Consider the following 19789-nt stretch of genomic DNA (forward strand, 5'->3'; position numbering starts at 1 on the left):
CCTTGCCGGGGCAAGGAGGCTCACCAGCCGCCCTAAGGTGCGCGACTGCCCGCAGTGGAAATCAACGTTGCTGTTACCATAAACATGAATTTTCATTAGTTCGCAATTTCCTTCACCTGTGAACTCAAGTACACTATTTGGTATCGGACTGAGGATGCCTTATTCACCTTATTTACGGTTGTTTTGAGGATTAACGGACACAGGATGCCTTATTCAGCTAAATAACATGATTTTCAACTGTTTTTACCCGAATAAGGAACCCTAAGTCCGATAACAACCACATTTACCCTTATTTTGCACAAATAAAGAATCCTGTGTCCGCTAGCTACCCTCCAGTTGTAAAAAACAGTGCATGCACTATACAGGTTTCGACATTTTTTCCGATAATAATGTAGGGACTTTATTTACTAGACAGAATTGAAGGGTGAATTAGATGAACAAGAATGCGAGCAAGCAACAGAAGTTGAAAATAGCCAAAGATAAAAAGAAAGTAAAACAGAAAGCCAAAGGCTCATTGCAACGTCAAATTTTACTGCCATTTTTATTATTATTAATTATCGCAGGTGCGGTCATTTCCTATACGAGCTATAAATTTAGTACAAACGCAATGGTTGACCAAATGGCTAGTAGTGTTAAGAGTCAAACAGAAAATTTGAATGATACGTTCAATGTATTTTTTTCCAATACAGAAAGCATTATTAACCGTTTCGTCGAAAATGAGTTGTTCACTTCCTATAAACCAGAAAACCGTGTGGCACTTATTGATTATTTAGGCGAAACAAAAGAAGCAAATCCAACAGTTGCTAACCTATACGCTGGAATACGAGAGACTGGTGAAACAATTATTTATCCCGTAGTTGAATTGGGAAACGATTTTGATCCTCGTTCTAGCTCTTGGTACAAAAAAGCAGCTGACGCAAAAGGCGAAGTAATATGGACCAAGCCATATATCGATACTGCAACGAAAAAATTGATCGTTACGGCTGCAAAAGCTTTTTATAATAATGGTCAGCTAGTCGGCGTTGCAGGTGCTGATATTTATGTCGATACATTAATCGAAATGACAAGTAAAATAAAAGTCGGTGAATCAGGATATGCGATTATCCTTGACCAAAGTGGTAATTTCATCGCCCATCCTGATGAGAAACTCTTAGGCACGAGCTCAGAGCAAATGCCTTTTCACAAAAAGCTTCAAGAAAACGGTGAGAGTGGAGTTATAAACTATCAGGCTAATGGCGGTAATCGTGTATTAGGATATACAACAAATTCGAAAACCGGCTGGGTAATCGGTGAAACTGTATTTGAAAAAGATTTCGAAAAGGAAGCGCAATCCATTTTGCTTCCTATCGGGATAACACTTTTCATCATCATCATTCTTGCAGTTATCGTGTCTTACTTTACTACGAAACGAATTACCAAACCGATCAAGCAGCTTGAAAGCACGATGAAAGAAGTTGAAAATGGGAACCTGATTGCTATATCTTCCATAAAGACGAAAAATGAGATCGGAAGTCTTGCCCGTAGCTTTGAAAATATGTTAGCGCAGATGCGGAGTATGTTGGTTAATGTAAAGAAGGTTTCATTCAATGTTTCGGAGGCATCGCAAACATTAGTTGCGAGTGCAGAAGAAAATACTGCATCGTCTAATGAAGTATCGACTACGATGGAACAAATCGCCACTGGCGCTGGGGAACAATCTGAAATGATGGAACAAAATGCGGTAGCGACTGAGAAACTTTCTAGTCTTATCAAAACAATCGAGACGTATAACCAAAAAGTTTACGATGAGGCAAAAGTCATGAATGAGGTATCTGAAAAAGGATCAGAGACTGTTCAACAGCTTCACGCACAATCAAAAGAAACCGGTGAAATGACAGCTGAAGTTGTGAAAGCAATTAAATCCCTTGATACGAAGTCAACAAATATAAACGATATCGTAACGAAAATAGCGGATATTGCTAGTCAAACAAACTTACTTGCATTGAACGCTGCTATCGAGGCGGCCCGTGCTGGTGAAAATGGCCGCGGTTTTGCGGTAGTTGCAGATGAAGTTCGAAAACTTGCCGAGCAGTCGGAAAGTGCATTAGGCGATATCGCTACCTTAATTGAAGAAATGCAAAACGAAACAAAAAACACGGTATCACTTGTAAGTAAAACGAATAACGTTATCCAAAGTCAGTCTGAATCAGTTGATCAAACAGAATTAGCATTTACTAACATTCAAGAAACAATCAGAACGAATAATGAATTAATTGAAAAAGTCATAAACACGATGAAAACAATTGTTGAACAAGAAAAAATAATTTCAACTAATACGCAAAATATTGCTTCCATAAGCCAAGAGACAGCAGCTGGAACGGAAGAAATTTCTGCCTCTGTTGAACAACAAACGGCATCAATGGAACAATTAAACCATCTTGCGGAAGAACTGGAAAATTATTCGATGCAAATGCAAGAACAAGTAAACAAGTTTAAGATTGAGAAATAACAATTATGCCATGTGTAGGTGGAAACTACGCATGGTATTTTTTTGTTATATAGACATGAGTATCAGCATACGTGCAGCTAAGGCTTTCTATTAGACAGCTTACATGTTGAGATTTAAACTTAATAGAATTACAAGGGGGAATGAGCTGTGAAAACAATTGGACTAATTGGTGGAATGAGTTGGGAATCATCATTGGAATACTACCGAAAAATTAACCAAAGGATTGCATCGGAAATGGGTGGGCTCAACTCGGCAAAGTGCTTGATGTATAGCGTGAATTTTAATGAAATGGAAAGTTTTCAACGAACCGGTCAGTGGGATAAAGCAGCTAATATGTTGCAGGATATTGCAAATGATTTAGAGGTCGCTGGAGCTGACTGTATGTTGATTTGTACGAACACAATGCATAAAGTTGCGGATCGTGTGCAACAGTCGATCCACATACCGTTGATACATATTGGCGACGCGACAGCTGAAGCTATCAATAAGGATCATATTACAAAAATCGGCCTACTTGGTACTCGCTATACGATGGAAGAAAATTTCTATCAGGAAAAACTGATTAGGCGCGGGATTGAGGTTTTAACTCCTGATGCAACCGGACGAAGTGAACTTAATCAAATTATATTTAATGAATTATGCCAGGGAAAGTTTTTGGATGCGTCTAAAAGAAAAATAGTTACGATGATCGAAGGGCTTCGGAGAGCAGACGCACAGGCAATCGTCCTTGGATGCACAGAAATCCCTCTAATTATCAAGCAAGCTGACAGCCCTCTTCCGATATACAATACATTGGATATCCACGTTCAAAAGGCTGTTGAATTTTCGTTAGCATAATTTGTCGTGAGGATCATGTTTTTGGAATTTGGATCGTATTTATCTAGATTCGGACCGTATTTTTGTAATCTGGATCGTATTTCCATGAATCTCGATCGTTTTAACGAAATTCGGATCGTATTCGGGAATCTCGACGATATTCATAAAAAAACGGACAACCTCCACCAACTAGGAGATTGTCCATTAATTTTACTACTTTTGTTCGTTTAAAATTTTTCCAGCTAATGCGTAAAGAACGACTGTTGAGACAAAGTGGGATGAATTATCGTTTGCATCCTGTTGCGGATATACTTCTACATAATCCATTCCACGAATTCCTAGCTTCGCAAATTCATGGACAAGCTCAACCAATTCATATGACGTTAAACCATTTCCATCAACTGGTCCACCTGGATTGAAAGCGAAATCCAACACGTCGCTACAGATACTTAAATAAACAGCTTCTGTACCTTCACTCGCAATTTTATACGCATCACGCGCTAAATCAACCAAGCTTTTTGCCTGTCTCACTTGACGAGCAGAAATCGTTGTTGCGCCAACTTCATCTGCATAACGTCCTGTTTCTGGCTTATTGCGTGGTCCGTGGATCCCCATATGAACAATACTTTCATTTCGTACGCTTTCGCTTTCATAAATTCGATGGAACGGTGTACTTCTTGCGTAAAGATCACCTTCATAGTCTGGATGGTTATCGTAATGTGCATCCAAATGGATAATTCCAACTTGACCGTCTACTTCTTCGCTTAATGCTTTAACGATTGGATATGTAATCCCATGGTCACCACCAAAAGCAACAGGGAATTTATCCGTTTGCCACACTTTACTTGCAAATTGTTCAATTCGACGCATCGTTTCACGCGTATCTGCAGGAACAACGTCCACATCACCTAAATCACCAAATGAATAATGTTCTTTTACATCAATATGATTCAATTCCGGTAAATAACCAGAATACCGTGCTGAGTTAAGTCGAATCACTTTTGGGCCAAGCTCACACCCAGTATAGTCACCCCATGTTACTGAACCTTCCCACGGGACACCATAAACTAGTACATCACGGTCATTTGCACTTCCATCTTCAAGTGATACTTTTTTACCACCTAAATAACATGGTGTATTACCATAAATCATTTCTTCTCTCATTTATATTCACTCCTATAACCATAATCTAATCTCTAGTACTATTCTCGCAAAGATCATTACTCGATACAATTTTTATGCTAACACCTTATTATTTTTTAACGTATTGAAAAAAATATCCAAAGGTAAACTATACTACCTTTGGATATTTCCCAAAATTAATCAGCTAAGACTTGATTAAACTCTTCTTCTACCTCAGGATGCGGTTTGCCCGCAAGACTTACGACCCAGATTACAAGACAAGCTAGGAAGAATCCTGGTACAAGTGAGTACAATCCACCCACACCAAGTGCGGTTGCAATTGCTGGATAGACCTCCCAAAGGATAACTGTAACGCCACCAACAATCATTCCTAACAATACGCCTAATCCGGTTGTACGTCTCCACCAAAGTGCAAAAATAACAGGTGGCCCAAATACTGCACCAAATCCAGCCCAAGCGTAAGAAACAATACCAAGAACACTTTGACTTCCAGAGAAAGCTATTGCTAGTGCTATTAATGCAATTACGACTGTTGCGATCCTTCCAACCCATACTAATTCTTTCCCTGAAGCTTTCTTACGAATAAACGGTTTATAAAAATCTTCCGCCAAAGCACTACATGCCACTACTAATTGCGAATCCATCGTACTCATAATTGCTGCTAGAACTGCTGCTAATAAGAAACCAGCTGTCCATGGATCAAATATAGCAGGAATTAGCTGTATAAAGACCTGTTCAGGGTCAGCAAGTGGTGTTCCACTTCCGAAGTAAACAATACCTGCAAGTGCCACAAAAATTGCACCCCATAAGGAAATACCAATCCAGATCATAGCAATCATTTTTGCTTTAGGAACATCTTTTGCACTGCGAATACCCATGAAGCGAGCAACAATATGTGGCTGTCCAGGATACCCTAGTCCCCAGGCAAGCAATGATATGATCACAATAAATCCTGCTGCACCGGCACTTTCCCAGTAAATACCGTTTGCAAAGTCAGAGGTAACACTCCTTGTTGCATAGAGTAAATCCGGATTAATCGCTGAGAGCTTTTCCCAAAGTCCAGTAAGACCTCCTAATTTCCCCCAAATCACATATACTGGAGCAATAACTAATGCTAGGAACATAAGCGTTCCTTGAATAAAGTCTGTAATACTTGCTGCAAGAAATCCTCCTAAGAACGTATAAGCAATTACCACGATTGCTCCTATCAGCAATCCAGTTGTGAACGTCATTCCATCAAATATGGATACAAATAACTTACCACTAGCAACAAGTCCAGATGCTACATAAATCATGTAAAAAATAAGAATAAATAGCGCTGAAACTACACGTATGGAGTGTGTTTTATCACGAAATCGGTTTTCAAAGAATTCCGGTAACGTTTCAGAGTCCTTTGAAACTTTCGTATACCGACGTAATCGTGCCGCGATGAACTGCCAATTCAGATAAGCACCTACCGCAAGTCCAACACCGATCCACATACCATTAATTCCTGAAGCATAAACTGCACCAGGTAAACCGAGTAATAACCAACCACTAAAGTCACTAGCTTGAGCGGATAGTGCTGCTACCCATGGATTTAAACTTCTGCCACCAAGTATGTAATCGGAAAGTGAGTTTGTTTTACTATATGTCCACAATCCAATGATTAACATACCAATACAATAAAGAGAAAAAGTAATAATAGCTTCCACTGTTTAATCACGTCTCCTTTCAATCAAAAAAGTAATAACTCCAATGATCATTAGTGCTGCGATTGGAACATACAGCCAAAACCATGATACAAAAGGCAACGAGTCCATACTTTCACCCTCCCTATTTTTTAAATATTACTATTGTCCTAAATAGTATAACAAATCAGGCAAGTTAAACAAAATTATTAACACTATGGCTTCAAGCAAGTTAACTCTATAGTTGAACATACTAGTTAATACCTAGAATTATTCGAAAAGATTAGAAAACCCCGGTATTCGCCTCGTCATTAATAGCGAATGTCGAAGTTTTTTTATAGGTCTACCATCATTTATAATTTCTGATGTTATTAGACAACATGGCACATCGCCAAGCTGTAATAGGGAAATCTACCGGTATAGAAAAAAGACGTTCGCATCGATTACGAACGTCTTCAGGGGGAATGGAGTCTCCAGTGAATATACACTGTTTTACCTTTTAGATGGGATTTTAATCAAAAAAGCGAGGAAACAAGAGTAAGTACCATAGCCCTTATTTTTGGGAACTTTGTAGTATTTCCCAGGAAATATACGATTTTTGCGCATCTATGTTGTAATGCAGTATATAGTTTTAGGTAATTGTGACTAACAGCTAGCGTCATATTAATAGTATTTTATAGTAAAATGTCTCTATCCCTGCGTAACTTTTTCATGGATTGTCTGCCCCAGCTTTTCACAGCATCAATAGAAGTGTTTTCACCTTTTGCAATTGATTTAATTGGTTGATCAAGAATAATATGCTGATAAATCCACTTCCATTGATTTACTGTCATTTTGGATTGAATCGACTCCCATAAGTATGGATCTTGAACTGGTTTCATCATATAACTTGCTCCTTGCTTTACAAGTGTTTGTCTCACGTACATATCTCGATAGATATGTACTCGCTCTTTTCGCTTCATATCCAAAAGCCTGTTTTTAATCATATAATTAGCATACCGTGGGAATTTTCCCTTTTTGGCGTCAAATGATTGATGTGCCTTCCATAGGGCAAACAATCCCTCCTGGAAATAATCTTCATGTGGCCGCTTAAGGTTTAAACGATGGATATGGTAATAAATCATATCTTTATATTCCTTAGCAACCTCGTTGAAATTCAAGTTCTTCATTTCCCCCTGCTTTCCTGACACTAGCTATTCCAATCAAAACATCATACTATATACCTATATTTATTATCTCATGTAAGTCAATATAGATGCAGGTTAGCAAATAGTGTCGAAAGTTCGTTTAGCGGGTTACTTTCAGCGATGAATTATGTCGATTCGGTTCTTATAATGTCGAACGGTGTAGGAGTTTTCTTTGATTTTCATACAATTTCAAGAACAGTGTATAAATTTGAACATTTTGTGACATTTTTGTCAAAAATAGTTATTTAGGACAGGTTAACGTAAAATTTCGACTTAATATTCTTTTCAACTGGTTAGTTTGTGGTATACTATAGGTAGAAATGTGCATATAATAATTAGACCACAGCTGCAACTGTGGCCTATCGATAAGCGTTCCCCCAGGGGATCAGCTATCCAATCTGAATAGACCTTTCCCAATCAACTGTAATGAGGGTTAATAGGGAGGTCTATTTTTTATTGATCATTTTTTCTACGAGGGTCAACAAAGCAGTTAAAAACGTTCCAAACCCAAAGAGAATCATAAATACCTCGTAAATGCTCAAAGGCGTCACCCCCTTTTTCATTAGTAGGGTTAGCCGACCAAGCCTAAAAGAACCTTATCTAATTGCTATTATAGCACAAAAATCGGCAAATAAACCACAAAATACGAACAAATGTTTGCGTGTAATTCTAAGTACAAATCTTTGCTAAGCTTTTTGACACAGAAAAAAAGGTATGCATAAAATCGCATACCTTTGGGAAAACTGTTTAGCTTGCATTTGACAAAAACCTAGTTGTTGTTGAAGAATTCGCGCAGCAATCAGTTGAAATCGCGTAGTCTATGCGAATACGCGCAGTATCAAGGCGTAATCGCTCAACAGCTCGTATGTTGCGCGATTTTTATTAATTAACGCGCGTTAATCCATTAATATTGCGCATTTTTCTTATGTCAATGCGTGAAAACTTACATACGTTTTGTAAGAACAAAAAACAGCATGTTCATCAACATGCTGTTTTTAATATTAGGATCCTGCAATGATGTGGAATCCAGAATCTACATGCAATACTTCTCCAGTAACACCGCGAGCCATTTCACTTAATAAAAACAATGTCGCATCGCCGACTTGGTCATGATCAATGTGTCTACGTAATGGTGCTTTTTCTTCGATAATAGATAGTTTATCATTGAAGCCAGATACACCTTTTGCAGATAGCGTGCGGACTGGGCCGGCAGATACTGCATTTACACGAATTCCAGCAGGTCCAACATCCTCGGCTAAATAACGGACACTTGCTTCAAGTGCTGCTTTCGCGACACCCATCACATTGTAATTTTTCACAACTTTTTCTGCACCTAGATACGATTGCGTAACAATACTTCCGCCTTCCGTCATGTACTTACGTGCTTCACGAGCAACTGCAACGAGTGAATAAGAGCTAATGTCTTGTGCCATCAAGTAACCACTACGTGATGTGTTTACAAACTCTCCGTTTAAATCATCCCGATCAGCAAATGCTACAGAATGCACGATACCGTGAATGACACCAACTTTTTCACCAATTTCTTGGAACGCTTTCGCAATACTTTCGTCATCTGAAACATCACAGGCAACTAATTGTTTTGCTTCCATGTCATTATCAGCTAATAGCTTTTCCAATTTCTTTTTCGAGCGCTCTTGACGGTTAGTAAAAATGAGGTTTGCTCCTGCGTTATGTAGAGACTTTGCAATGCCCCATGCGATGCTACGGTTATTTGCTACACCCATAACAACGATATTTTTTCCATTCATTAATCCGTTCATGTATGTACCTCCATTATTATTGCATATAGTCAATATGTCATTATTGTAATACATTTCATTAAAAATGTATAAGGTTCACAATATAAATTTTTAGGAAGATATAGTTGTTCGATATATTTGTATAATACGAGCACAAATATGTTATAATTATAATACATTATAATATACAAATATTTGTACATTTAAATGTACAAATAACGAAATGAGGGGTTATATGATTATCAAAGAGAATGGTGTGACGTATAGTGATTATTTGGAAGAGGAAACCTTAATTCCTGGAAACCAATTAAGAAAACTTTCTCAATCACAATGGGTAGAAAAAACATTAAAACATGACAAAGTTGGGTTAATTGTCAATAATGAACTACAATTAGCATTAATGAATTGGTCAAAATATAAAGAAATGATTGAAGTAATGAAAAGATTAAAAGAACGGAATACAGAATTAGAAGAATTACTTGAAGATGCCGAAGCTGCTCTACAATATTCTAGTCGGGCAGAAAGGTTTGAAGATGGCAATTCTGATTTAATAGTGGGATCATCTCCAGAGGATATTACCTCAAAGTTAAAAAAAGTAGTTTATACAAAATCAAATAAAAAAGAAACGGACAATTAGTGAGGATATCTTAACTATGGACAAACAATTTTATCAAAGTACTCAATATTCCTTTATAGCTGATGATCGCTTTAATGATGAATTGCTATTTATTTATGAAAAAATATTTGGAGAGAATGAAAGTAAGTTTGAACAGTTTCTTAATCAATTTACAATTTGTCTGAAGCATTTAGAAAAAGATTGGAAAACTAATTCTAAGACACTTTTAAAACCAAAATTATCAACTTATGGTTATCGTAAAATTAAGTTCTTCTCCTCAAAGGCTTTACAACAAACCCCAGATGCAACACCAGATTTCAGATTGATATTTAAATATATTGAGGAGAAGAATTGCCTATTCTTGTTAACAATTGGTATAAGAGTTGACAAGCATAATAATACATATTTCCCAAGGGAATACGATCTATATCGTAGAACCAATCAAAAGACATTGCCAGAAGAAAAGGAGTAACTCCCTACCCCAACTGATCCAATGCCCACTGCGCTAATATTGCTGCTCCATTTGGTAATGCATCCTCATCTAAATCAAATTTGGGATGATGAAGCGGATAAATCGCATCTTTTTCTTCATCTCTAACACCTAACCGGAAAAATACTCCTGGAATCTCATTGGCATAGAAAGAAAAATCTTCGCCACCCATCGATGGCTTCGCTATTTGAAAACGGTCCGCGCCAAGTGTTTTCGTTACCGCTTCTTTTACAGTTGGCACCAATGTACGCTCATTCAACAAAGCAGGATAGAAATAATTATACTCAAGCGAATACGTTGCGCCGAATGCTTCTGTCATTCCTTTAACTAAGCGATTCATCTTCTCTTCAATTGTATATCTTACATCATTGTCTAACGTACGAACGGTCCCTCCCATTTTTACTCGTGGTGCAATCGCATTATCTGCGGTACCACCATGGATCTGTCCAATTGTCATTACTGTCGGTGCAAGTGGATCAATTTCACGACTAATCAATTGCTGTAAGCTACTTACCACTTCAGCCGCAATGGTAATCGAATCTTTTGCCCGATGTGGATGTGCTGCGTGCCCACCTTCACCAATAATTTCTAGCTTGAAAAAATCAGCTGCTGCACATACTTCGCGCTGTGCACATGTTACATGCCCAGTTGGTACGTCGGGATTTACATGTAATCCTGCGATTGCCGAAACATCTGGATTTTGCAAGACACCGTGCTTTATTAATGTTTCCGCACCAAATAATCCTTCTTCAGCTGGCTGAAAAATCAATTTGATGGACCCTTTTTTGGGAGGATTAGAGATTAGTAGTTTTGCCGCACCTAATAGCATAGTTGTATGTCCATCATGCCCGCATAAATGTGCTATACCATTCTTCGTAGATTTATACGTAACGTCCTTTTCATCTGGAATCGGTAATGCATCCATATCAGCCCGCAAAGCTACCGTTTGCCCAGGCTCTTTACCGTGTAGCAAAGCAACCACACCAGTTTTAGCTACCTGCTCAACATCCACATAACCCATCTCACGTAACGTATCCATTACAAAAGCTGACGTATCATGTTCTTCAAACCCAAGCTCTGGATTCTGATGAAGTTTTCTTCTCCATTCCGTTAATTGATTCCCGAATTGTTTTGCCTTATCTAGTAGTTGCATGACAATCACCCCGATGATCTATTTTCTAAAGTGCAAATTTGTATGATTTATACTACAATGAATTAATAAAATTATTTCATATAAAGTAAAGGGGAACAATTTCTTTTCTTTTTTTTCTCTATCTCATCTAAGGGGGCAAGCAATGTTTTCTAACATGCATTCCAATACTCGAATCATTATTCATATTAGCCTCATTATCATTGGGATTACCATGCCTTTATGGTTAGGTGTTGACACGGTTGGACTTGCCTATTTAATGGATCAGCTTCGAAATGATCCAAGTGGGAATACGCTTATGCTTACTGCGTTCGTACTCGTCATGTTGAATACCGTTCGCGCAATTCCCCATTATATTGGCGCACTTTTACTTGGCGATGAATTAGCGTACCGGTTTAATAAACCGATACTAAAAATGATCGTGCCACTCGTCATTATTCCACTTGTCTACCTAACCATTAATATTTACAATCCACTTAATTATCACTTCGGTGGACCGGCGTTGATCTTACTCGTTTCCATTACGTTATTACACATATTAGGAAAAGGCCGTCTTCGTCCTGTCTTAAAATCTTTTGTATTAACGCAAATCTTGTTTGGCATTCAATGGCTTGATACGGTGACTCTCCTCTCAGCCTACGACTTTGGTGGAGGTCCAATTTCTAGTGAGTTAAAATCAATTGCGCTGACTATTGATTATGGGTATACCTTGTCCATTTACAGTGTCACGCTTTGCAGTATTTTTGTGGTAAATGCCATTGTTCTTGCTGTTTACCTTACTGTCTCTGAACAAAAATGGCGTATTAGCCGTGACCTGGATATTGCTCGTGGCGAAATGATCGAATCACGAAATGGACGGGAAGCCCTACATCTGGTCCATGATTTGAAAACACCACTTTCACTCATAGATGGATTGAATTCACTCATTCGCCTGAAAACAAGTGAAAAAGACATCACCGAATACTCCGATAACATTGCCGATGCTATCCAATCAACAAGTGATATGGTCTCCGAAATTTTATATGTCGAAAAAAAGAATTGGTGCTCGTTGAAAAACCTAATCGAGTACGTTCGCGCCAATAAATTAGCTGATAAAACCATCACCTATGAATTTTCTCTACAGGCAGATGAAAATATTGAATTATATATTAATAAAATTCGGGTAACCCGAGCCATCGTTAATCTCATTGATAACGCAGGAGACGCTATTAACGAAAACGGTGGTGGAAAAATAATGATTATCACAAAACTTGTAAATAATGAACTGTGGCTAGGTGTAAAGGATAACGGAATTGGTATTTCACAGAAGCAGCTGAAAAAAATCTATCAGCCTGGATTTAGTACAAAATCACATCCAGGGGTGGGTTTAACGTTTGTTCAAACAGTAGTCGAAAATCACAATGCTTTACTTGATATAGATACTGCTTACGGTAAAGGAACTACTTTTTGGATTAAGTTTCCTAGGGAGGTGCTACGCGATGAAAATATTAATCATTGATGATGATCAATCATTACGCTACATGCTTGGTGAAATATGTAAATATGCTGGTTGGGATTTTATAACCGCTGAAAATGGTAAACAAGGGCTAGAACTTTTTCAAGAAGAAAAACCGGATGTCCTATTAATTGATTATCATATGCCGGAAATGGACGGCTATCAGACGTTGATTGCAATTCGAAAGGTAGACCACCATGTTCCAGTAATTATTTTAACTGTCGATGAACGACAAGAGATTGCCGATCAATTTTTACAAGAAGGTGCTACTGATTTTGCGTTAAAACCAGTAAAAGCACCAGATATCATTGCTCGGATTCAACTGCACATCCGTTTAGCTAATATGCAGGGTGCTCAAAACAGGCACGAAGAAGTTTTTACGACGAAAGGAATTAGTAAAAAAACCTTACAGCATATTGCGGATTACATGCAAACAATGAGTAAGCCTGCGTCTGTTGATCATATTGCTAAAGAAGTTGGCCTCGCTTATCCGACAGTTTACCGCTATGTCATGCATTTACTCGACACCGGTAAGGCAAAACAAATTACAAGCTATCAGAAGATTGGCCGACCAAAAATGCTTTATCAATGGTATACGAATTAGATTGCAAGCTTTTTTCTCTTTTTTTTCTGTAGGTTCGAACGACTTTTTCTCCTATACTGTGAAATAAGAATTTAGAGAAATCTTACAATTCATTCACAGGGGAGGAGAAACAATGGATCACTTTGGAATTTGGTCTTTATTACCATCTGTCGTTGCATTGACACTCGCGATTACTTCGAAGCGAGTTGTTCCATCACTGATGGCCGGGATTCTAATCGGCACAATCATGGTGGATGCACGCGTAAACGGAGTCATTCATTCCATCGTATTTTCGATTGTAAATTTATTTGGAGCGATTACTGGACATCCAGCAAATCCGAAAGAAGGCGTCTATGGCATGGGTCTTGTCAAAGATGCTGGTCGGGCTGAACTTGTCATTATTGTTTTATTACTTGGTGCCTTCATAGGCGTACTGAATAAATCTGGTGGAGCCTATGCGTTTGGTCAATGGCTTGCTAGTAAGGTTAAATCAAAGGAAGGTGCACAAGTATCAACCGCATTAATGGGAAGTTCGCTATTTACCAGTGCATATTTCAGTTCACTTGCTACAGGAACAGTCTTTCGCCCAATTTACGATAAAATGCGCGTATCACGGGCAAAACTAGCCTTTTTCTTAGATTCAACCGCTTCACCAATTAATACGATCGTACCTATATCTGGTTGGGTTGCGTTCATGGGGGCATTAATGGTTGATAACATCGAAAGTGTGGACGATCCAATCGCTGGGCTTGTCCAAACCATTCCATATAATTTTTACAATATCGTTATCTTGATTATGGTATTCCTTTTTGCTTCAGGGAAGCTAAAGGATTTTGGACCGATGAAAAAATCTGAATTAAAGGCTCAAAAACTACAGGAAACAACACGGGAAGAAATTGCAGCAACCGGTGAAGCACAAGACACGGTTGAAGAAGTAGAAAATGTAAAAAACGGCACAGCATCTGATATGGTAGTACCACTTGGAATTTCTGTTCTCATTCTTATTGTATTAGGATTGTGGAGTTACACGTTCCCATATTTTACTGATTTACCTGCCTTACCGTTTGGCGGAAACATGATGCTTATTATCAGTTTCTCAATTGGAATTATCATTGCATTCTTCAAATATACGAGTAAAAAACTTATGTCGGCGAAAGAGTTTTCCAACGAATTATTCGAAGGAAGTAAAAGCGTTATTCTAGGTGGCGTCATTATTATTTTAGCCGTAACACTAGGAGATGTAATGCGAGCGGCAGCACCAGAAGGAACTGGCGCAGCAATCTTTATTGGTGAAACCGCTGGCGGTGTCATCCCATCTGCAATCATCCCATTCGCAGTATTTGCTATTTCGGCATTTGTTTCATTCTCGATGGGAACATCTTTCGGTACATGGGCAATCATGATGCCAATTGCAGTGTCGTTGATGACTGCAACAGGCGGAGACCCAATATTAGCCGCAGCTGCAGTACTTTCTGGTGGAGCATTTGGTGACCACACCTCACCAATTTCCGACACCAGCTTGATGTCTTCGATTGGTGCAGGAAGCGATCATATGGAGCATATTAATACGCAGTTACCGTACGCACTGGTTGGTGCAGGGATTGCAGGTGTGTTGTTTTTGGTTGTTGGGTTTTTTTAGGATAAAGATGTTATTTGTAACCACCTTAACTTTGTTGTTAGGGTGGTTAGTTTATGTTTGGAAAATTGGGGATGTCGGCAAAAATAGCTTCCATTGAAAAGGAAGCACAAGGAACATGTGATGAACGAATAGGTAGGTTATTTGTATAAACCTCATTCAATTCATAGCTACCATCAACTAAAAGATATTGTTCTAACGCTTTTTGGTATGGATCAACTAACCAATATTCGGTAATACCAAATTTTGCATAGGTAACAGATTTATCTTTTCTATCACGCTTGATAGAAGAAGGGGATAGAATTTCAACAACTAGATTAGGACTGCCTTCAATACCACGATTTGTGACTAAATCAAATTTACTTTTGTGAAGCATAACGATATCTGGTTGACGGACCTCAACTTCAGACAGAATAACATCGATTGGGGCGTAGAAAAGGATGTAATCATCTTGACAACCTTGTGTTATAGAATTAACTATATTTTGGCTGACCAGCTGATGTATCGGATGTGGTGCTGGTGACATTGCTTGTAAAACGCCATTAGCGAGTTCGTATCTTGTGCCATCGTCTGGAAGGTTTGCGTAATCGGAATAGGTTAGCGGTTGCTCATGCACTTTGCCGTGCTTATTCTTTTTATCCATGGGACCACTTCCTTTTTGGGGTTTTTATTGGGTTGTGTCTATATATTATAATGGTGAGAGTCCTTTTTCTTCAAAATTGTGGAAAGGTTATGTAGATTTCATCTTTATGTTTTATTTCTTGCGTTTACGCTTCTTTTTTTAAAAGTCAATCTCACGCTTTAATTCCTCCCAGTCTACCGTATCCTCCTTAATTACTTCTGCTAGAGCACGTTTCTCGTCATTGCTTAATGGGGTATTATCCGCTTCTATTGATAATTCATCTTGATTCCTTCCTGCAGTTATGCTTTTCAATATTCTGTATACTAGACTAGTTTCATTTTCGCTCATTTTTTCGCCTACTCCTTTCTATAGCGCCCCTTTTCGATTATCCTAAAAGTAGTTGTTGTGTGCGTGAAGATGCAAAACCTACTACGGAGAAACCAAAAGAAATGCATTACTTATAATACAAAAACCATATGTCCGATTAGTGACGTTAAAAGGAGATCCAATTATGGATCTCCTTCATCATTATGCAACTTGAATAAAAAGACTATCAAAATCGTTTTTAAAATCTTCAGTTACAGTCGGAATTAAGCATTCAAAATGAACTTGTAACCACCATTGAGGTGGGGCTTTGGGACGGACTTTCTTTATCGTAACCATCGGTTTAAGATTTTGATTGATTAATGAACTTATCGCATCAGCATAAACGCCAGGTACATAACCTAAGTGTACACCATTAACAGATAAAACTTTTACAGCCTTAGAATCCTTTTCATTATCTTCTTCTAATTGTAACGTTAATCCTTCATTAATTTTAAGTTTTTCAAACCAATTACTATTTAAATTTCGGTGACGCATACCGTTAACATAGAAGGTCGAAGTTAACAGTTGATTATCCGAAAGTACTAATGGTTCTTCAAAAGAATAGGCATCACCAAGTAGTTTTCCTCTAGTAGCTTTCAAGATATCCATTCGATCAGCATTCGAATCAAGGTTTAGATTCTCAAGTATTTCAGCATAATCCTCCCGTTTATTTGATGGAATACGACGATTAAATGCGTCAAATAATTCATTGGACTGATATGTTTTCTTCATTTCCCCAAAGGCAGGATGCAGAATATAACCATTTCTTAAAGCATCACCTACTTTACGGGGGGCGTCCTTGTGATGTGTATAATAAAATTGATACTTTTCTCCATCGAATGTCAAGGTACCAATATGATAGTAAGCTGTCGTTGATGGATTTTGCCACATGACTATAAGTGATTTAAAAATGGTCATTCTATTTCATCCTCCTTTCGTATAAGTTCAAGAATTTTATTCCTTCTAAATAAAACATATTTAATTAAGAATTCTTTTCTAACATCAGATATTAAAGGTACATCATTTATATATCGATTGTATTCCCTAAAATCGAATTCTTCAAGCTTTTTTATTGAGCGAAACAGTTCATCAGGATATGAAGAATGTAGCGCCATTATTAAATCTTTAATTTTTATCTTCGGTGTTGTGTTACTTAACATACCAGCTTTTACTCGTGTCTTTTTGAAGAACTGATTCATTTTTGATTCATTTTTTATGTATATTTCAAGTAAGCTATCATCCAATTGCCATCCAAGTGATGCGCCATTATCATAAATAGGTGCAAAGGAATATGTATCATTTTTAAAAAGTATTTGCCAATTATGCGGGTGACGATCTTGATTACCAATTAATATGTCAAAGATTAGCATATCAATGAACTTTTCTTTAATTTTTGGAAAATAACTAAACTCATTAAGTATATCAAAGGCCATACTTATTAATGCAGCAGAATTACCATTGGATTGTTGGAGTTCATTATACTCTGATTCCAGTTCAGATTTGAGTAAAGCGGCACCGACTTCTCCAAAATGCGCTCCATGTTCATCAACAAAATTCCGCATCAGGCAACCCCTATTTCCATTACGAACTGCAATTTGAGCAGTAACAGATTCCATATTTAACAGATTAGCTACCTTTGTAGCGATTATTTCATTAAGATCCTCCCAATTAACCCTATCTACAAATTCTCTAGGGTATTTCATCAAATATCTAACATAATCAGGGGAGTACAATTCCTCTTTTTTTAGGGTACTAAATTCACCATGTCCAACAAATTCCCAATGTGAAACATCAAGCATTCTTTACCCACCCTAACAATTCAACTTATGCGTACCAACTTTTGGTAACAATTAATACAAATATTATAATACTTTTGAATTACAAATGCATGTTATTTTTATATAAACATTTTTGATTCCTTTATTGTCAGTTCAATATATCCAAGATCCGCCATTTTAGATTATCTATATCATAAGAAAAATAATGATCTAGAAAACTGTTTATTTCATTATCCTTACTTATCAGTTGGTTGTCATTAACAATATGATTAATGTCGAATTGTTTGATTTTATTATACTTTATTAGAGATTTTAGTCTGTCAATTATTTCATTTTCCTGTTCAAGTTCTTTTTGAAATAAAGGGATGTCAATCTCACCTTGCTTTATTATACTCTCCATAATTGCAACTTTTACGTAAATTGCTGGGAAAATGGAGCCTCTCATTTCATATTCCGGGTCTTTTAAGATAATATCAATAGGTTTTTGGCCTTTGTTAAATACAACTTGTACACCCAATCCAATAATATCAGGTTTTAGATGATTTAATTGCATTTTTGGATCGCTAGCTTTTTCATTTATAGTAGATTTTATTTCCGATGCCATTAACACTTTCTTCATGTTATTTACAACAAGAAAGTCTGGAGTCTTCCTTTTTCCATTTGAGATTTTAAAAATACCTAGATGTGATACATTTGGTAATTCTAAAAATAACGAATATCCTAATCCCTCTCCATATGATGATGAAATATCCTTTTTTCTTTCAGGTGTACAAGCTCTAATTAAACTTTCATTCCCTTTTAAACCATTCCCCACAACAGATAAAGGTGACTGATTTAGTATAGGGCAATAGGGGTTTATATGCCCTCTTAGTTTTTTAATAAAAGGAAATAGCAGATGTATTAGATCATTGTGGACTGAAATATAATTCGTATATGAATTACCATTTGAAATCGCCTTTGTAATCTGATTAAAATAATATTCACCCAACTTATATACATCTCTCATGTAAGTGTTAATCTCCAAACATTTAAGATTCATAGTTAAGGAATTTAAATTTTTACTTACTAAAGCATAAAAAGGAGATGAAATATCAAAAGTAGATTTATCGATTGTGGTTCTAATGGTAAAATAATCATTTTTTTGCATGGTGGGCATAAAATATTGTCCTTTCAATTTATTAAAGAGGACTCCAAGTAGTTGAAGTCCTCTTTGAATAATAAGATTAACGTAGAAGTTGTAAAACTCCTTGTGGTTGTTGGTTGGCTTGCTTTGCCGCTATGTCTTTCGATCATAGAATAGACTATATCTTCACCCTTCATTTCAAAGGGGCTGGGCACTTCGAATGATAGTTTATCACCCTACGAATCTCATTGCCATAGGATTCCCGTTAGGCAGTACATTCTAGTCGTTGGACCTTCGCCAGATTTTCATCAAAGGCGCTTGGCTGCTGATTATCCATTGGTACATTGTTTTGTTTTTCAAACCCTCACGGTTGCTGTTTCCAGCTACGTTGTGGTACAAAACACTTTAGGAAGTTCCAGCAATTCACCCAGTTATCCTCTAACTCGTTACCAAGTCAGACGCCCTGCGAATATTACCTTAGAAGTTGTAAAACTCCGTTCGGTGCGCTATTCGCTTGAGCTAGCATTGCTTGTGCTGCTTGAGTAAGGATGTTATTCTTAGTGAACGCCATCATTTCTTTCGCCATCGTGCGAACATTTGCTTTCACAAATGACTAGACTATATCTTCACCCTCTAGTTTTTTAGTAGGGGTCGGGCACTTCGGATTCAGAAGCTCTTACAGTACTTCTTTCACCTACGAATTTCATCACCATAGTTTTCACGTTAGGTGGTCTATTCTAGTCGTTGAACCTTCGCCAGGCTTTCGCCACAGGCGCTTGGCTGCTTGATTGCCCAATCTCTCTTCTTTTCAATCCATCACGCTTGCCGTTTCCAGCTACGTTGTGGAGAAGAAAGCTTAAGGGGTT

Annotated in this window: 19 protein-coding genes; 7 read left to right on the top strand and 12 right to left on the bottom strand. The window is 37.5% G+C overall.

What is annotated here, in order from left to right:
- The first annotated feature begins 433 nt into the window (after window positions 1-433).
- Both ACY9Z2_RS13550 and ACY9Z2_RS13555 read left to right on the top strand, forming a co-directional pair.
- Window positions 434-2488, top strand: coding sequence for a methyl-accepting chemotaxis protein (locus tag ACY9Z2_RS13550; protein WP_463610185.1), 2055 nt, complete (start codon window positions 434-436; stop codon window positions 2486-2488).
- Window positions 2489-2635: 147 nt separating this feature from the next.
- Window positions 2636-3325, top strand: coding sequence for an aspartate/glutamate racemase family protein (locus tag ACY9Z2_RS13555; protein ID WP_463610186.1), 690 nt, complete (start codon window positions 2636-2638; stop codon window positions 3323-3325).
- Between the two features lie 192 nt (window positions 3326-3517).
- Here ACY9Z2_RS13555 and ACY9Z2_RS13560 read toward each other — a convergent pair whose 3' ends face one another.
- The 5 genes from ACY9Z2_RS13560 to fabI all read right to left on the bottom strand — a co-directional run bounded on the left by ACY9Z2_RS13560 (window position 3518) and on the right by fabI (window position 9085).
- Window positions 3518-4468: an agmatinase family protein gene (locus ACY9Z2_RS13560; protein WP_463610187.1), complete on the bottom strand. Its 951-nt coding sequence runs from the start codon at window positions 4466-4468 to the stop codon at window positions 3518-3520.
- 155 nt (window positions 4469-4623) lie between these two features.
- Window positions 4624-6141 (bottom strand): sodium/proline symporter PutP, encoded by a 1518-nt coding sequence (putP, locus tag ACY9Z2_RS13565; protein ID WP_463610188.1) that lies wholly within the window; start codon window positions 6139-6141, stop codon window positions 4624-4626.
- A gap of 650 nt (window positions 6142-6791) precedes the next feature.
- Window positions 6792-7277, bottom strand: a complete 486-nt coding sequence (locus tag ACY9Z2_RS13570) for a sigma-70 family RNA polymerase sigma factor (RefSeq protein WP_463610189.1) — start codon at window positions 7275-7277, stop codon at window positions 6792-6794.
- A gap of 473 nt (window positions 7278-7750) precedes the next feature.
- The gene (locus tag ACY9Z2_RS13575; RefSeq protein WP_463610190.1) at window positions 7751-7846 is read right to left on the bottom strand and encodes a putative holin-like toxin; all 96 of its coding nucleotides are present in this window, start codon (window positions 7844-7846) and stop codon (window positions 7751-7753) included.
- Window positions 7847-8305: 459 nt separating this feature from the next.
- Window positions 8306-9085: an enoyl-ACP reductase FabI gene (fabI, locus tag ACY9Z2_RS13580; protein ID WP_463610191.1), complete on the bottom strand. Its 780-nt coding sequence runs from the start codon at window positions 9083-9085 to the stop codon at window positions 8306-8308.
- 214 nt (window positions 9086-9299) lie between these two features.
- Here fabI and ACY9Z2_RS13585 point away from each other — a divergent pair, with 214 nt between their 5' ends.
- Both ACY9Z2_RS13585 and ACY9Z2_RS13590 read left to right on the top strand, forming a co-directional pair.
- Window positions 9300-9701 carry a hypothetical protein gene (locus ACY9Z2_RS13585; protein ID WP_463610192.1) on the top strand — a complete coding sequence of 134 codons (402 nt, stop codon included), beginning with the start codon at window positions 9300-9302 and terminating at the stop codon, window positions 9699-9701.
- 16 nt (window positions 9702-9717) lie between these two features.
- On the top strand, window positions 9718-10152 hold the full coding sequence (locus ACY9Z2_RS13590) for a hypothetical protein (RefSeq protein ID WP_463610193.1): 435 nt from the start codon (window positions 9718-9720) through the stop codon (window positions 10150-10152).
- A 4-nt stretch (window positions 10153-10156) separates the two neighbouring features.
- Here ACY9Z2_RS13590 and ACY9Z2_RS13595 read toward each other — a convergent pair whose 3' ends face one another.
- Window positions 10157-11323 carry a M20 metallopeptidase family protein gene (locus ACY9Z2_RS13595; protein ID WP_463610194.1) on the bottom strand — a complete coding sequence of 389 codons (1167 nt, stop codon included), beginning with the start codon at window positions 11321-11323 and terminating at the stop codon, window positions 10157-10159.
- A 142-nt stretch (window positions 11324-11465) separates the two neighbouring features.
- Between ACY9Z2_RS13595 and ACY9Z2_RS13600 the strand changes: the two genes are divergently transcribed.
- The 3 genes from ACY9Z2_RS13600 to ACY9Z2_RS13610 all read left to right on the top strand — a co-directional run bounded on the left by ACY9Z2_RS13600 (window position 11466) and on the right by ACY9Z2_RS13610 (window position 15037).
- Window positions 11466-12818 (top strand): sensor histidine kinase, encoded by a 1353-nt coding sequence (locus ACY9Z2_RS13600; RefSeq protein ID WP_463610195.1) that lies wholly within the window; start codon window positions 11466-11468, stop codon window positions 12816-12818.
- Window positions 12799-13419 carry a response regulator gene (locus ACY9Z2_RS13605; RefSeq protein WP_463610196.1) on the top strand — a complete coding sequence of 207 codons (621 nt, stop codon included), beginning with the start codon at window positions 12799-12801 and terminating at the stop codon, window positions 13417-13419. Before ACY9Z2_RS13600 ends, ACY9Z2_RS13605 begins: the two co-directional genes overlap by 20 nt.
- A gap of 112 nt (window positions 13420-13531) precedes the next feature.
- On the top strand, window positions 13532-15037 hold the full coding sequence (locus ACY9Z2_RS13610) for a Na+/H+ antiporter NhaC family protein (protein WP_463610197.1): 1506 nt from the start codon (window positions 13532-13534) through the stop codon (window positions 15035-15037).
- 46 nt (window positions 15038-15083) lie between these two features.
- Here ACY9Z2_RS13610 and ACY9Z2_RS13615 read toward each other — a convergent pair whose 3' ends face one another.
- The 6 genes from ACY9Z2_RS13615 to ACY9Z2_RS13640 form a co-directional block, all read right to left on the bottom strand.
- Complete coding sequence (locus ACY9Z2_RS13615) at window positions 15084-15677, bottom strand: Uma2 family endonuclease (protein WP_463610198.1); 594 nt, start codon at window positions 15675-15677, stop codon at window positions 15084-15086.
- Between the two features lie 138 nt (window positions 15678-15815).
- Window positions 15816-16004 (bottom strand): hypothetical protein, encoded by a 189-nt coding sequence (locus tag ACY9Z2_RS13620; RefSeq protein ID WP_463610199.1) that lies wholly within the window; start codon window positions 16002-16004, stop codon window positions 15816-15818.
- 180 nt (window positions 16005-16184) lie between these two features.
- Window positions 16185-16940, bottom strand: a complete 756-nt coding sequence (locus ACY9Z2_RS13625; RefSeq protein WP_463610200.1) for an HIRAN domain-containing protein — start codon at window positions 16938-16940, stop codon at window positions 16185-16187.
- Window positions 16937-17821 (bottom strand): HipA domain-containing protein, encoded by an 885-nt coding sequence (locus ACY9Z2_RS13630; protein WP_463610201.1) that lies wholly within the window; start codon window positions 17819-17821, stop codon window positions 16937-16939. The genes ACY9Z2_RS13625 and ACY9Z2_RS13630 overlap by 4 nt, the downstream gene beginning before the upstream one ends.
- Window positions 17822-17948: 127 nt before the next feature.
- Window positions 17949-18947, bottom strand: coding sequence for a hypothetical protein (locus ACY9Z2_RS13635; RefSeq protein WP_463610202.1), 999 nt, complete (start codon window positions 18945-18947; stop codon window positions 17949-17951).
- Between the two features lie 448 nt (window positions 18948-19395).
- Window positions 19396-19530 carry a flagellin gene (locus ACY9Z2_RS13640; RefSeq protein WP_463610203.1) on the bottom strand — a complete coding sequence of 45 codons (135 nt, stop codon included), beginning with the start codon at window positions 19528-19530 and terminating at the stop codon, window positions 19396-19398.
- Between the last annotated feature and the right edge of the window lie 259 nt (window positions 19531-19789).

The sequence above is a fragment of the Virgibacillus sp. GM2-2 genome, from assembly GCF_055329585.1.